Below are 14,371 nucleotides of genomic sequence, written 5' to 3' on the forward strand. Positions count from 1 at the left end.
CGACGATCCGAACGTCGTGGCGGTGCGTAATCTTTTTCCGGATGCGGGAGGACGTAGGCGAAGTGACGACTAGCCTGCATCGCCCAACTACCGACAGCAGCCGGAGCAAGCCTGTGGGGTACGACAGCTTCGAGTGGCAACAGCCCACTCCGAGCAACGGCGTACCCCGATCGGCGTGGACGCGGCAGCACCGCCGGCTGTCCCGCTGGCATCGGCCGTACACGTTCGCCCTGGTCGTGCTCGACCTGCTCTCGGTGATCGGCGCCAGCTACATCGCGAGCCTGCTGGAGAAGTCGCGAGCCGGGTTCACCACCCGCAGCTGGGGCTTCCTGGAGGGCACCGAGCTCTTCACCTTCTTCGCGTACGTGGCGCTGCCCCTCGGCTGGCTGCTCCTGCTCTGGACCAACGGCACCTACGACCGGCGCTACCTGGGCCTGGGCAGCGAGGAGTTCAAGCGGGTCGTCCGCGCCTCGGTCACCGTCGTGGCCTGCGTGTCGCTGCTCGCGTTCGCCACCAAGGCCGACCTGTCCCGCGGCACGGTCGCCACGGCGTCGCTGACCGCGCTGGTCTTCATCCTGCTGAGCCGGGTGTCGGCACGGCAGGTCCTGCACTTCGCCCGGCGACGCACCGGGCACGGTGCACACCGGATGGTCCTGGTCGGCACGCTGCCCGAGGCGCTCGAGGTCTACACCGCGGTCACCCGGAGCCCGGCTGCCGGCCTGATCCCGGTCGCCATCCACATCACCGACGGGTACGCGGCCGCCCGCGGCATCGAGACCCCGGTCCCGGTCTACGCCGGACGCGACGTGCTGTCGCTGGTCCGCGAGGTCGGCGCCGACACGATCGCGGTCTGCGGCTCGGCCAGCGCCGAGCCCGGCGAACTGCGCCGGCTGGCCTGGCAGCTCGAGGGCACCGGTGTGGACCTGGTGGTCGCGCCGCAGCTCACCGACATCGCCGGGCCCCGGGTGCACATCCGCCCGATCGAGGGTCTGCCGCTCCTGCACGTCGAGGAGCCGACCCTCTCCGGCCCCGGCTGGCTGGTCAAGAACCTGATGGACCGGGTCGCCGCCGGCCTCGGCCTGCTGATGATCAGCCCGATCCTGGCGTTCATCGCGATCGGCATCCGGCTCTCCGACCCCGGTCCGGTCTTCTTCCGGCAGACCCGCGTCGGCCACGACGGGCGGACCTTCCGGGTGTGGAAGTTCCGGACCATGTATGTGGACGCCGAGGAGCGCAAGGCCACGCTGGAGGAGCTCAACGAGTCCGACGGCATGCTCTTCAAGATGAAGCACGACCCGCGGATCTTCGCCTTCGGGCAGAAGCTGCGGGCCACCTCGCTGGACGAGCTGCCTCAGCTGATCAATGTGCTCAAGGGCGAGATGTCCCTGGTCGGTCCCCGTCCGCTGCCCGCGGACGACGGCGACTACCTGGGCGACGTCCGCCGCCGTCTCCTGGTCCGCCCCGGAATAACAGGTCTGTGGCAGGTGAGTGGACGGTCCGACCTGTCCTGGGACGAAGCGGTCCGCCTCGACCTCTACTACGTCGACAACTGGTCGCTCACCTACGACCTGAGCATCCTCTGGCGCACCATCTTCGTGGTCCTAAAGCGCAAGGGCGCGTACTGAGTTTGCTGGCTCCGCTTCGCTCCGCGGCGATTGCCTTGTAACCGGTGAGATGGCAGCTGATTTCCCGCCGTCCGCAAACCCCGCGGCCGTCGAAAAATCAGGTGCCATCTCACCGGCGGCAATCGCGGGGCTGCGGGGCTGGACGGACTTACACGGACCCGTCAGGATCGCTGCGTGGCTGGTCAAATCGGGAGCGCGCTGGCGGTGATCGCCGTTCTGGCTGCGCTGGCGGCTGCCGTGGTGGCGGTGTTGCGGCTGCGGGCCCGGCGCGGGATCGCCACGACGATGCAGCGGGCCACCTACGACGTGTTGCACACCGCTGCCCTGGCGGCCGAGCCGCTGCGGGCCGGGCTCACCCCGGCGACCGCGGGCAAGGCTGCCCGGCCTCTGCGCACCCTGGTGGGCGCGGTCGGGCTGGCGATCATCGACGGCGAGCGCTGCCTGGCGTACGACGGACGCGGCACCCACCATCAGGACCAGCTGACCGCGGCCGCGCGCCGGGCGGTCGGGGCACGGCGTTCGGTCGTACTCAACAGCTCTGATCTTCCGTGTGACCGGATGGATTGCGTGGTCCGCGGCGCTGTGGTGGCGCCGCTGGACAGTGCGGCGGAGGCCGCGCTCGTCGCGGTGGCGGACAGCCAGCCGGCGCCCGGCCTGGTCCAGGCGACGCTGGAGGCGGCGCGCTGGGCCGGCTCCCAGCTGGCTTTGGCCGAGCTGGATTCGTCCCGCGAGCGGCTGGCCCGCGCCGAGGTGAAGGCGTTGCGGGCGCAGATCAGCCCGCACTTCATCTACAACGCGCTGACCGCGATCGCCTCGTTCGTGCGAACCGATCCGGAGCGCGCCCGCGAGCTGATCCTGGAGTTCGCCGAGTTCACCCGGTACTCGTTCCGGGCGCACGGCGAGTTCACCACGCTCGCCGAGGAGCTGCGCTCGATCGACCGGTACCTGACCATCGAACGCGCCCGGTTCGGCGACCGTCTGCAGGTCCGCCTGCAGATCGCGCCCGAGGTGCTGCCGGTCGGTCTGCCGTTCCTCTGCCTGCAACCGCTGGTGGAGAACGCGGTGCGGCACGGCCTGTCCCGCAAACCGGGCGTCGGTATGGTGAGCATCGAAGCACGCGACGCCGGCGCCGAATGCCACATCACGGTGGAGGACGACGGGGTCGGCATGGATCCGGCGGTGTTCGGCAGCGACGGGCCGGAGAACGAGGACGGGCAGCACGTCGGCCTGGTGAATGTGGATGAGCGGCTGCGTTCGGTGTTCGGCGATCACAACGGCCTGGTGGTGGAGACCGCGCCCGGCGCGGGTACGAAGGTGAGCATGCGGGTGCCGAAATTCCATCCACAGGTGCGGGCATGAGCCTGGTGGTGCTGGCGGTCGATGACGAGCCGCCGGCCCTCGACGAGCTTGCGTACCTGCTCAACGCCGACGGCCGGGTGGCGCACGTGCACCGGGCCGGCGATGCCACCGAGGCGCTTCGCGTGCTGCGCGACACCGAGGTCGACGCGGTCTTCCTGGACATCCGGATGCCCGGCCTGGACGGCATGGAGCTCGCCCGGATCCTGCGCCGGTTCGCGCAGCCGCCGGCGATCGTCTTCGTGACCGCCTACGACGACGGCGCGGTGGACGCGTTCGACCTGGGCGTCACCGATTACGTGCGCAAGCCGGTGCGGGCCGAGCGCCTGGGGGAGTCGCTGCGCCGGGTGGCCGGTCTGCGCTCCGCGCCGGCGCCGGCGATGCCGCCGGACGAGCCGGCGATTCCGGTGGAGCTGGCCGGCACCACGCGCATGCTGCCGCGGTCCTCGGTGCGGTGGGTGGAGGCGCAGGGTGATTACGCACGGCTGCACACCGGAGAAACTTCCCATCTGGTACGCGTATCGCTCGCCACCCTCGCCGAACGCTGGGCCAACGCCGGCTTCGTCCGCATCCACCGGTCGTACCTCGTGCAACTTCGCCTGGTCACCGAGCTGCGGCTGACCAACTCCGGTTACGTGGTGGCGGTCGACGGGGCGGAGTTGCCGGTGAGCCGCCGGCACACCCGGGAGCTGAAGGACCGCCTGATCCGGGCCGCGAAGCACGACTGGACCCGCTAATCCACACCGTAATCCACAGGACCACAGACTTCTCCACAGAGTTATCCACAGGCCCTGCAACTTGCAGGATCATCTCCACAGTTCGTTCACAACTCCAACCCCGCTCCTGCGCACCCGGTCAATAGGCTCACGGCCGACGGATGCGTCACGGACGGAGGTGTGGGAAACGTGGAGACGACCGAGCGGCGAGTCCTCGTCGTCGAGGACGAGCGGGCCATCGCCGACGCCGTGGCCGCCCGGCTGCGCGCCGAGGGTTTCCTGGTGCAGGTGGTCGGCGACGGTCCGAGCGCCGTCGAGACCGCCCGCAACACCCACCCCGACGTGATCGTCCTGGACGTGATGCTGCCCGGCTTCGACGGTCTGGAGGTCTGTCGCCGGATCCAGGCGGAGCGACCCGTACCGATCCTCATGCTCACCGCCCGCGGCGACGAGACGGACCTGCTGGTCGGGCTCGCGGTCGGCGCCGACGACTACATGGCGAAGCCGTTCTCCATGCGTGAGCTGGCCGCCCGGGTGCACGCGCTGCTGCGCCGGGCCGACAAGGCGGCCACGGTGACCACCGCCCCGCGGCCGGACACCACCACGATCCGGCTCGGCGATCTGGAGATCAATCAGGCGGAGCGGCGCGTGCTGCGCGGCGGGGTCGAGGCGCACCTGACCCCGACCGAGTTCGACCTGCTCGTGCACCTGGCCGGGCGGCCCCGGACGGTGCTGCCCCGGGAGCGTCTCCTGGCCGAGGTCTGGGGCTGGGCCGACGCCTCCGGCACGCGTACGGTCGACAGTCACATCAAGGGTCTACGGCGCAAGCTCGGTGCGGACCTGATCCGGACCGTCCACGGCGTCGGGTACGCCCTGGAGGTCGACCGATGATGCTTCGGATCCACAACTTCGCCGCCCGCCTGTTCGGCTGGCTGCCACGTCCGCTCGACCCGGTCCGCTCGATCAAGGCGAAGCTCTCCCTGGCTCTCGGTTTCGCCGGCGGGGTGGGCCTGCTGGTCTTCCTGTGGAGCATCGACTTCTACCGGGTCGACCTGCTGTGGATCGCCATCGCCGCGGCACTCGGGCTGGTCACACTCCAGGTGATGGCGCACGGCGCGACCGTGCCGCTGCGGGAGATGACCGTCGCGGCCCGGGCGATGGCCCGCGGCGACTACACCCGCCGGGTCCGGACCCGGTCGCAGGACGAGGTCGGTGAGCTGGCCGCGGCCTTCAACCAGATGGCGGCGGATCTGGCGGCCGCGGACCGGCAGCGGCGCGAGCTGATCGCGAACGTCTCGCACGAGTTGCGTACGCCCATCACCGCACTTCAGGGCATGTTGGAGAACATCGTCGACGGGGTCGCCGCGGCCGAACCGGAGACCATGCGCACCGCCCTCGCCCAGACCGAGCGCCTCAGTCGCCTGGTCACCGATCTGCTCGATCTGTCCAGACTGGATGCCGGCGTCGTGCCGTTGCGCCGGAATCTGATCGACGTCCCGTCCTTCCTCGACGAGGTGGCCCGGGAGGCCGCGGTGAACGCCGACGGCACCGGGCTCGACGTGAAGTTCGAGGTGTCCGCGCCCGGAATCGTGCTCTCCGGTGACCGGGAGCGGCTGCACCAGGTCTTCGCCAACCTGCTCGACAACGCGGCCCGGCACAGCCCACCGAGCGGTGTCGTCACGGTCCGGGCCGAGCGCCGGGACGAGCACTGCCTGTTCTCGGTGATCGATCAGGGTGCCGGGATCCCGGCCGCCGACCGGGAGCGGGTCTTCGAACGGTTCACCCGGGGCGAGCGGGCCACCGGCGGCGGCACCGGGCTGGGCCTGGCGATCGCCCGCTGGGTGGTGCAGCTGCACCGGGGCACGATCGCGGTGGTCGAGCCGGAGGACCACCAGGGCTGCCAGATCCAGGTTCGTCTCCCCCTGCAAGCCGTCTGATCCCGGAAGGCACCGACATGTCCACGGCACCGCTTACTCCATCAACCGGACATAAAGGAATTCCAACCCAAAAGATCGAGGGCGGCCCACTCCACGGTCCGTGGCCACCGCTCACCGAATGGGACCGCCGCTGGCCCGGCCCGGGTCGTCCGGCCTCCGCCGCCACGATCTACGCGCTTCTCGCGGCAGCCGTGGTCGCCGCTTTGACTGTGCCGTTGGACCGGCCCGGCGTCGGCTGGCTCGTCACCGTGAGCGCCGGCACCACCGCGCTCGTGGTCGCCCGCCTCATTCCGGACAACGATCCCCTTCCGGCACTCTTCCCGCGCAGCGAACCAGCCGCCTCCTGGACCCGCTTCGCCTGGGCCGGCGCCACGATCGCCCTGCTCGCGGTCGGCACCTTTCGGTCCGCCGACTGGCTCTTCGTGCTCTGCGTGCTGACCGCCACGGTCACCGCGGTGCTGGCGGTCAGCACCGGACGCTCGATGCGCGCCATCGTCGCCTCGTACGTCATCGTTCCGTTCGCCGTGCTCCGCGGTCAGGTCTGGCTGCAACGGGGCTTCGCCCGGCTGAGCGCCCGCGGATCGAACGGCACCGGCATCCGCGTGGCGGCCACCATCGCGGTCTCGATCGCGCTGCTCACCGTCTTCGGCTCGCTCTTCGTCTCGGCCGACGCCGCCTTCGCCCGGGCCTTCACCGCGCTGATGCCGGACATCCGCGTCGACACGATCGTCCGGTGGGTGTTCCTCACCGCTCTGACGTTCGCCCTGCTCGGTGCGGCCGCCTACCTCCGGGCCGCGCCGCCCGACGTCAGCCGGCTGGACAGCACCGAGGGCCGCAAGGTCCGCCGCCTGGAGTGGGCTGTCCCGCTCGGCCTGCTCACCCTGCTCTTCGCCGCGTTCGTGGCGGTCCAGCTCACGGTGCTCTTCGGCGGCAGCCGGCATGTGGTGGAGACCGAAGGCCTCACCTACGCCGAATACGCCCGCAGCGGCTTCTGGCAGCTCTGCATCGTCACCGGCCTGACCCTGGTGGTGCTGGCCGGGGCGGCCCGCTGGGCACCGCGTACCGAGGCTGCCGACCGGACCCTGCTGCGGTGCGTGCTGGGTGCCCTGGCTGTGCTCACCCTGGTCATCGTCGCGTCCGCGCTGCACCGGATGAACGTCTACACCGACATGTACGGCCTGACCCGCCTGCGCCTGCTGGTCGCCTGCTGCGAGGTCTGGTTCGGGTTCGTGCTCGTCCTGGTGCTGGTGGCGGGCATCCGCATCCGGGCCGCCTGGCTGCCGCGGGTGGCCATCGCCGCGGGGGTGCTGGCCCTGCTCGGCCTCGCCGGAGCGAACCCGGACGGCCTGATCGCGGAGAATCACGTGCACCGGTACGAGCGGACCGACCGCATCGACATGGCGTACCTCAGCGGCCTCTCCGCCGACGCCGTCCCCGCGATCGCCGAGCTCGACGACGCCGGCCGCCGGGACTGCCTGATCTGGGCGATCGGCGACCGGATGCCGGCCGACGACGCCTGGTGGGAGTGGAACCTGGGCCGGCAGACCGCCCGTGAGCTAGCGGTGGACCACCCGTCCATCGGCTCGTCGAAATGCACCGAAGCGATCTACAGGGATTGACATTCCGCCGGGGGCGGAGAGACTGCCGAACATGGCCGCCGATCCGCCCCCGAGCCCGCGTACCCGGGTGGTGCTCGCCGAGGCCGCGACCCGGCGCACCCCCGCCGACCGGGTCCGCGCCGACCTCACCGAGCAGACCCCGGTCGGTGAGGCGCTGGTCAAGGGCCTGGTCCGGGCCCAGTTGGCGCTCGCCCTGCGGCTCGCGCTGGTGGTCGCCGCCGGGCTGGGGACACTGCCGCTGCTCTTCGCCGCGGCGCCTGCCGTCGGGAGTCTCCAGATCTTCGGGGTGCACCTGCCCTGGCTGCTGCTCGGCCTGGGTTCGTTCCCGTTCCTGGTCGGCGTCGGGGCCGCCTACGTGCGCTGGGCGGAACGCAACGAGCAGGACTTCGTCGCGCTGATCCGCAGGCCGGAGCAGTGAACCCGTACCTCGCCCCCGGCCTGGTCGTGGTGGTGCTGCTGACCGTGGCCATCGGCGCGTACGGTCTGCGGTTTGCACGCACCACATCGGACTTCCTGGTCGCGTCCCGCTCGGTCAGCCCGTCCTGGAACGCGGCGGCGATCAGCGGCGAATACCTCTCCGCAGCGTCCTTCCTGGGTGTCGCCGGACTGATCCTCTGCTACGGCGTGGACATGCTCTGGTACCCGGTCGGGTTCGCCGCCGGATACCTCGCGCTGCTGCTCTTCGTCGCCGCGCCGCTGCGCCGCTCGGGCGCGTTCACCCTGCCCGACTTCTGCCAGGTCCGGCTCCGGTCGGTCGCCCTGCGCCGGCTGGCGACCGCGTTCGTGCTGTTCATCGGCTGCCTCTACCTGCTGCCGCAGTTGCAGGGCGCCGGCCTGACGTTCAGCACGGTGACCGGCGGCTCGTACGCCTGGGGTGCCCTGCTCGTCGGCGTGGTCGTCACCGCGAACGTGGCGTTCGGCGGGATGCGGGCGATCACCTTCGTGCAGGCCTTCCAGTACTGGCTCAAATTGACCGCGCTCGCCGTACCGATGATCTTCTTGATCCTGCAGTGGCAGGCCGACGGCCGCCCGGCCGCCACCCCACCGGCCGGCGCTGTCTTTCCGGCAGCGACCACGGTCGTGGTCGAGCGGGACGCGATCCTCGACGACGGTCGCGCTGTCGGGGCCGGCGAGACGCTGCACTTCGCGGCGGGCGACCCGGTGCCGCAGCTGAGCACGGTCGAGGCCCGCTTCGGCCCGGACTGGCTGCTGCCCGGCGGGGAACTCGGTCTCTTCGCGACGTACTCGCTGATCCTCGCCACCTTCCTCGGCACCATGGGCTTACCGCACGTATTAGTCCGTTTCTATACCAATCCGGACGGCGCTTCGGCCCGCCGCACCACCCTCGTGGTCCTCGCCATGGTCGGCATCTTCTACCTGCTGCCGACCCTCTACGGGGTGCTCGGCCGGATCTACACGCCGCAACTGCTGATGACCGGCCAGACCGACGCGGTGGTGCTGCTGCTCCCCGAGGCCGCGCTGGGCGGCGGCCATCTGGGCCGGCTGCTCGGCGCCCTGGTCACCGCGGGCGCGCTCGCCGCGTTCCTCTCCACGTCATCCGGCCTGCTCACCAGCGTCGCCGGCGTGATCTTCACGGATGTCCTGCGGGCCGGCCGCAGCGGCTCGATCCGCGACTTCCGGGTGGCCACCGTGCTCGCCGCCATCGTGCCGACCGCGCTCGCCCTGTACGTGTCCGACATGGACGTCTCCCAGGTAGTCGGCCTCGCCTTCGCCGTCGCCGCGTCAAGCTTCTGCCCACTGCTGGTGCTCGGCATCTGGTGGCGCGGCCTGACCGACATAGGCGCCATAGCCGGAATAGTCGCCGGCGGCGGCGCCGCCATGGCCGCAGTGCTGATCACCGTGCTCGGCCCACCCTTGACCGGCAGCGCAGCCGAACTCGTCGAACAACCAGCCGCCTGGACCGTCCCCCTCGCCTTCCTGGTCATGATCGGCGGCTCCCTACTGACCAGCCGCCGCGTGCCCACCGACGTAGGCGCCACCATGCTGCGCCTCCACGCCCCAGAATCCCTGAGAACCTGAACCCCCCATTTCGGTACGGGTCAGCCCCGTCCCGCCAATTTCTCCCCGTCCCCCACTACAACGCGACCACCAGCCCACTCCAGGCCCCAGCGCCCGCGCCGGGCTCACCCACGGCGCAAGCCACCCCCACCCGCCCCTCCACTGCCCCTTCCCAGCCGCAAAGCAGCCCTCACCGTCAGCCCAACACCACCAGCTGACCCCCACCGTCCCTTCCCGGCCCGCGAGGCAGCACTCACCGTCAGCCGACCTCACCAGCTGACCCCCACCGCCCCCTCCCAGCCCGAGAAGCAGCACTCACCGTCAGCCGGATCCGCTGGCTGACGGCCACCGTCCCCTCCCGAGCCGGGAAGCAGCACTCACCGTCAGCCGCACCCGCCGGCTGACGGCCAGCGTCCCTTCCCGGGCCGGGAAGCAGCACTCACCGTCAGCCGGATCCGCCGGCTGACGGTCGGCGTTCCTTCCTGGGTGGGGGAGCGTTCGTGGTCGGCTTTGATTTAAGGATCTTTAAGGTTCGATGGTCGACCGGGGTGGGGGCGCGGCCGTAATTCTGGTCATGAGAGCACGCAGAGGATCCTTCAAGCGGCCGGGCAGCGGATTCACCGGCGGCAACCGCAAGATCGTCATCGGGCTGGTCGTCGCGGCGCTGGCCGGCGGCGGCATCGCGATCGGCACCGGGTTGAGCAACGCCTCGACGACCTGCGACGGCCTGGACCAGGCGATTCAGCGCAATCTGGACTTCATGGCCGAGCAGCGCGCCAACCCGAACGCGCAGACCGAAGCCGTGCTCAAGAACCGCCAGGACGTCATCGACCTGATCAACCTGCAGCGCCAGCAGGCTGGCTGCACCGGCCAGGTCGCCGCGCCGCCCGCGCAGGAAGAGGCCGCGCCGGAGGAGAACGCCCCGCCCGCAGGAGAGGAAGGCGCGGAAGAGGGAGGCGCAGAAGAGGGCGCGCAGGAAGGCGCAGAGGAAGGCGCGGGAGAAGGCGCAGAGGGCGCGCAAGGAGGCGCAGAGGGCGCGCAAGGAGGCGCCGAGAACGGGCAGGCAGGTGAGGTGGTCTGCCAGGGCTCGACCGTCACCCTGTCCGGTGAGGCCGGCGCACCCTTCGCCTCCAGCGGCACGCACCCGATCGGCACGGTCCTGAAGGTCACGAACCTGGACAACAACAAGAGCATCACGGTCACCGTGGAGACCACCTCGGGCAGCTGCATCCTGCTCAACAACGCCGCGTTCGAGCAGGTCCGCGAGCCGGGCAAGTTCCTGATCCGGCGTGCTGTGATCGAGCGGGTGGGCTGATCGGCTCCGGCCCGGACCGGTGGTTCCGGCCCGCCGGTCCGGGTGTTCCCCGATCACCCGCTGTACCGATACGTTCGTGTACATGAGCATTCCGGCACAGCGCCCGCCCAGCGAGGGCGCCACCGCGGCGATGTCGTTGCGCGGGCTGGTCAAGCGGTTCGACACCCGCCTCGCCGTCTGCGACGTGAGCCTGGAGGTCCCAGCCGGCTCGTTCTACGGTCTGCTCGGCCCCAACGGGGCCGGCAAGACCACGACTCTCTCGATGGCGGTGGGCCTGCTGCGGCCCGACGCGGGTCAGGCGATGCTGTTGGGGTACGACGTCTGGCACTCACCCGCCGAGGCAAAGGCGCTGGTCGGCGTCCTGCCCGACGGTGTCCGCATGTTCGACCGGCTGAGCGGCCCGGAGCTGCTCGCCTATCACGGCCTGCTCCGCGCGATGCCGGCCGACATCGTCGATCAGCGGTCCCGCGACCTGCTCGACGTGCTCGAGTTGGGCGTCGACAACCGCACCCTGGTGGTCGACTACTCGGCCGGCATGAAGAAGAAGATCGGCCTGGCCTGCGCGCTGCTGCACGCGCCTCGCCTGCTCGTGCTGGACGAGCCGTTCGAGGCGGTCGACCCGGTTTCAGCCGCTTTGATCCGTGACATCCTCCAGCGGTACGTCTCCGGCGGCGGAACCGTAGTCTTTTCCAGCCACGTGTTGGAGGTCGTCGAGCGCCTCTGCTCCCACGTGGCGATCATGTCGGACGGCGTGTTGCGAATGCACGGCCCGCTGGCCGAGGTTCGCGGTACCCGCTCCTTGCAGGACGTCTTCGTGCAGGTCGTCGGCGGCCGCGTGGCCACCGGTTCGGAGCTGGCGTGGCTGTGAGCCCGGCTGTCACCACGATCTGGCCGTTCGTCCGTCTCAAGCTCCGGATCACCCGCAACGGACTGCGGGGCCGTCCCGCCCGGATCGTCATGTTCGTGCTCGGCGCCGTCGCCGCCTGCATGCTCGCCGTCCTCGGTTATGCGGCCTTCGCCACTCCCGGCCTGCTCGACAGCGCCCGTTCGGCGGGCATCCTGTTCGCGTTCGGCGGCGGGCTGCTGGTGTTCGGTTGGCTGTTCCTGCCGCTGCTCTTCTTCGGTGTGGACGATTCGCTCGATCCAGCACAGTTCGCACTGCTGCCGCTGACTCGGCGCACCCTTCTGGCCGGTTTGTCGGTGGCCGCGCTGATCGGGCTTCCGGCACTCGCCACCCTGGCGGCCACCGCCGGCATGGTGGACACCGCGGCCCGGCTCGGCGGTCCCGGCGCGGCCCTGGCCCAGGTCCTCGGCGTCCTCTGCGGACTTGTTCTGTGCGTCACCGTCAGCCGCGCGGTGACCAGCGCGTTCGCCACCGCATTGCGGTCCCGCCGGGCCCGCGACCTGGCCACCATCCTGCTCGCGGTGGTGGCGGCCTCGCTCGGTCCGGCCCAGTTGCTGCTGCTCGGCCTGCTGAACCGAGCCGACTGGGAGAGCGTGGAGACGATCGCCGCGGTCGTCGGATGGACCCCGTTCGGCGCGCCGTACACGGTCGGTCTGGATGTCGCGGCCGGCCGCGCGTGGGCCGTACCCCTCAAGCTCTTGATCGTGTCGGCCGCCGTGAGCGGCCTGTTGTGGTGGTGGAGCCGCACGCTGGAACGTGCGATGGCGGGCGCGGCGACCGCCGGCAGCCGGCGTGGCCTCACCGCGACCCGGCTGGACGGTCGCGGTCCGGTCGCTCAGCTGCTGTTCCGCTGGTCGCCGCGAAGTCGCTTCGGTGCCCTGATGGCGCGCGAGACGCGCTATTGGTGGCGGGAGACGCGGCGGCGCGCCGCCTTGATCACCCTGGCGGTGGCCGGGCTCTTCCTGCCGCTCTCGTCCGCCTTCGGCTCGGACGGCGGCGGTGCGCGCAACCTGGCCGTGCTGGTCAGCGCCATCGCGCCGATCGGTCTGGCAAACCAGTTCGGGTACGAGGGAAGCGCGTACGCCACCAACCTGGCCACCGGGATCTCGGGGCGACTGGAGGTGCACTCCCGTGCTGCGGCACATGCCCTGTTCACGGTGCCGATGCTGCTGCTGGTCGCGCTGGTGACCGGTCTGCTGGCGGGTGGCCGGCCGGAGTCGATCCCGGCCCAGTTCGGCACCCTGATCGCCACCTACGGAGTCGGGCTGGCCCTGGTGCTGCCGGTCTCGGTCCGCGCCGCGTACGCCCTGCCCGACCCGACCACCCCGTTCGCGCTCTCCTCGGGTGGTGGTCTCGGCAAGGCGCTGCCCGCCCTGGGCGCGATGTTCGGCGCTCTGATCGGCGCGCTGCCGGTGATCCTTGCCGGCCATCTCCTCGGCCCGGTCTGGCTCTGGGTCGGTCTGCCGATCGGTCTGGCCTACGGCGCGGCGGCGTACGCGTTCGGCGCCCATCTGGCCGGCGGCCTGCTGGACCGCCGGATGCCCGAGGTGCTGGCCGCGGTCACTGCCCGCTAACTGGAACGTTTCCGCAGGCCACTGCGGCGCACGAAGATCACTCGGCGCTCGACGGCGTCGCCGGTCGGCCCCAGGACGTACCCGTCGATCCAGAGCCAGCCGTCATAGGTGATCCGCGGGTCGACCCGGATCACCCGGAACGTCAGCGCCCGGCTGCCGGCGAACTGCACACTGGCCGCACCGCCCACGTAGAGCACGTCGCCGGCCTGGGGCAACGCGTCTGTCATGCGACTCGACATTACACAGACCGAGGACCCGGTCATCGGACAATTTGGACGGTACGCCGACGGCCACCCGTCGGTGAAAGATCAGGCCTGACCAGCGGCTCGGGATCCGGCGCGCACTTCTGTCCCCCGGTTGAGAATGACGGCACGGAGACCGTCGCGGCGCACGAAGATCCGGCGGCGCTGCATCGCATTTCCCGCCGGCCCGATCACATAGCCGTCGAGCCACAGCCAGCCGTCGTAGGTGACTCGCGGATCGACCTTGATGATCCGGAAGAGGAGACCTCGATCGCCGGAGAACTGGACGCTCGCCTCGGGACCGACCTGGACGACGTCGCCCGGCCGCAACACGGTTTGCGGCATGCGCCGCCTCCTCTCCGCCCGGCGAAGGTTCCCTACAAAATAGTTTGTGATCAATTAAACGGGATAGCGACATGCACAATCTGTAATCGGGAGAATGATCGGGTGAATCCCAACGAGGCGGGTGGGCGCATCCACTCCACCGACCCGTTCGCCGTACCGGACTCGGCGAAGTCCCCGGTGCGCAGGCTGCGCGGCCGGTTCGCCGCGCCGGTCACGATCTGGACCACGCCCGGCCCCGCCGGGCTGACCGTCTCCTCCACCGTGGTTGCGGACGGGGATCCCGGCCGGATCCTCGGCCTGATCGACGAGGAGAGCGACTTCTGGGACGCCGTCCTGTCCTCCGGCGTCTTCGCGGTGGTGCCGCTCACCCCGGCCGACCGGCAGCTCGCCGACCGGTTCGCCGGGCTGATGCCGGCGCCCGGCGGGCTCTTCGCCACCGGCGAGTGGCGACAGACGGCGTACGGGCCGGTGCCGGCAGAGGCCTCCACCTGGGTCGGCTGCCGGCTCGACAGCAACCGGCCCTGCGGCTGGGCGGTGCTGGTCGAGGGCCTGATCGAATCGACCGAGATCGGCACGTCGGCGTCGCCGCTGGTGCACTACCGGGGGCGGTACACCGAGCTCGCGTGACTGCCGCTCAGCGCACTCAGACCGCCACTCAGCGCAGACCCCGACCGGGGGCCGGTGACCTGACCCACTCCTTCGTACGGTGCCGGAAAGTT

Annotated in this window: 14 protein-coding genes; 12 read left to right on the forward strand and 2 right to left on the reverse strand. The window is 70.7% G+C overall.

What is annotated here, in order from left to right; all coding sequences use genetic code 11:
* The first annotated feature begins 41 nt into the window (after window positions 1–41).
* The 11 genes from OHA21_RS38970 to OHA21_RS39020 all read left to right on the forward strand — a co-directional run bounded on the left by OHA21_RS38970 (window position 42) and on the right by OHA21_RS39020 (window position 13,065).
* Window positions 42–1,625 carry a sugar transferase gene (locus OHA21_RS38970; protein WP_328463807.1) on the forward strand — a complete coding sequence of 528 codons (1,584 nt, stop codon included), beginning with the start codon at window positions 42–44 and terminating at the stop codon, window positions 1,623–1,625.
* Between the two features lie 174 nt (window positions 1,626–1,799).
* Window positions 1,800–2,984 (forward strand): sensor histidine kinase, encoded by a 1,185-nt coding sequence (locus tag OHA21_RS38975; RefSeq protein ID WP_328463809.1) that lies wholly within the window; start codon window positions 1,800–1,802, stop codon window positions 2,982–2,984.
* A complete protein-coding gene (locus OHA21_RS38980; protein WP_328463811.1) occupies window positions 2,981–3,718 on the forward strand; it encodes a LytR/AlgR family response regulator transcription factor in 738 nt (245 codons plus the stop codon). Before OHA21_RS38975 ends, OHA21_RS38980 begins: the two co-directional genes overlap by 4 nt.
* A 168-nt stretch (window positions 3,719–3,886) precedes the next feature.
* Window positions 3,887–4,588 (forward strand): response regulator, encoded by a 702-nt coding sequence (locus OHA21_RS38985; RefSeq protein ID WP_442874962.1) that lies wholly within the window; start codon window positions 3,887–3,889, stop codon window positions 4,586–4,588.
* Window positions 4,585–5,634, forward strand: coding sequence for a HAMP domain-containing sensor histidine kinase (locus tag OHA21_RS38990; RefSeq protein WP_442874963.1), 1,050 nt, complete (start codon window positions 4,585–4,587; stop codon window positions 5,632–5,634). The genes OHA21_RS38985 and OHA21_RS38990 overlap by 4 nt, the downstream gene beginning before the upstream one ends.
* A 209-nt stretch (window positions 5,635–5,843) precedes the next feature.
* The gene (locus OHA21_RS38995; protein WP_328478817.1) at window positions 5,844–7,253 is read left to right on the forward strand and encodes a DUF4153 domain-containing protein; all 1,410 of its coding nucleotides are present in this window, start codon (window positions 5,844–5,846) and stop codon (window positions 7,251–7,253) included.
* Window positions 7,254–7,284: 31 nt separating this feature from the next.
* Window positions 7,285–7,671, forward strand: coding sequence for a hypothetical protein (locus OHA21_RS39000; protein ID WP_328463814.1), 387 nt, complete (start codon window positions 7,285–7,287; stop codon window positions 7,669–7,671).
* A complete protein-coding gene (locus OHA21_RS39005) occupies window positions 7,668–9,293 on the forward strand; it encodes a sodium/solute symporter (RefSeq protein ID WP_328463816.1) in 1,626 nt (541 codons plus the stop codon). Before OHA21_RS39000 ends, OHA21_RS39005 begins: the two co-directional genes overlap by 4 nt.
* Before the next feature lie 514 nt (window positions 9,294–9,807).
* Window positions 9,808–10,587 (forward strand): hypothetical protein, encoded by a 780-nt coding sequence (locus tag OHA21_RS39010; RefSeq protein WP_328463818.1) that lies wholly within the window; start codon window positions 9,808–9,810, stop codon window positions 10,585–10,587.
* A gap of 82 nt (window positions 10,588–10,669) precedes the next feature.
* The gene (locus OHA21_RS39015; RefSeq protein WP_328463820.1) at window positions 10,670–11,455 is read left to right on the forward strand and encodes an ABC transporter ATP-binding protein; all 786 of its coding nucleotides are present in this window, start codon (window positions 10,670–10,672) and stop codon (window positions 11,453–11,455) included.
* On the forward strand, window positions 11,446–13,065 hold the full coding sequence (locus tag OHA21_RS39020) for an ABC transporter permease (protein WP_328463822.1): 1,620 nt from the start codon (window positions 11,446–11,448) through the stop codon (window positions 13,063–13,065). Before OHA21_RS39015 ends, OHA21_RS39020 begins: the two co-directional genes overlap by 10 nt.
* On the opposite strand, the gene OHA21_RS39025 is transcribed toward OHA21_RS39020, so the two are convergent.
* Together OHA21_RS39025 and OHA21_RS39030 are read right to left on the reverse strand one after the other, a co-directional pair.
* Window positions 13,062–13,292 carry a hypothetical protein gene (locus tag OHA21_RS39025; protein ID WP_328463824.1) on the reverse strand — a complete coding sequence of 77 codons (231 nt, stop codon included), beginning with the start codon at window positions 13,290–13,292 and terminating at the stop codon, window positions 13,062–13,064. The genes OHA21_RS39020 and OHA21_RS39025 overlap by 4 nt on opposite strands.
* An 81-nt stretch (window positions 13,293–13,373) precedes the next feature.
* Window positions 13,374–13,652: a hypothetical protein gene (locus OHA21_RS39030; protein ID WP_328463826.1), complete on the reverse strand. Its 279-nt coding sequence runs from the start codon at window positions 13,650–13,652 to the stop codon at window positions 13,374–13,376.
* 102 nt (window positions 13,653–13,754) lie between these two features.
* On the opposite strand from OHA21_RS39030, the gene OHA21_RS39035 reads away from it, so the two are divergent.
* Complete coding sequence (locus OHA21_RS39035) at window positions 13,755–14,279, forward strand: flavin reductase family protein (RefSeq protein ID WP_328463828.1); 525 nt, start codon at window positions 13,755–13,757, stop codon at window positions 14,277–14,279.
* Window positions 14,280–14,371 lie beyond the last annotated feature (92 nt).

This window comes from Actinoplanes sp. NBC_00393, assembly GCF_036053395.1.
Classification (GTDB): Bacteria; Actinomycetota; Actinomycetes; order Mycobacteriales; family Micromonosporaceae; genus Actinoplanes.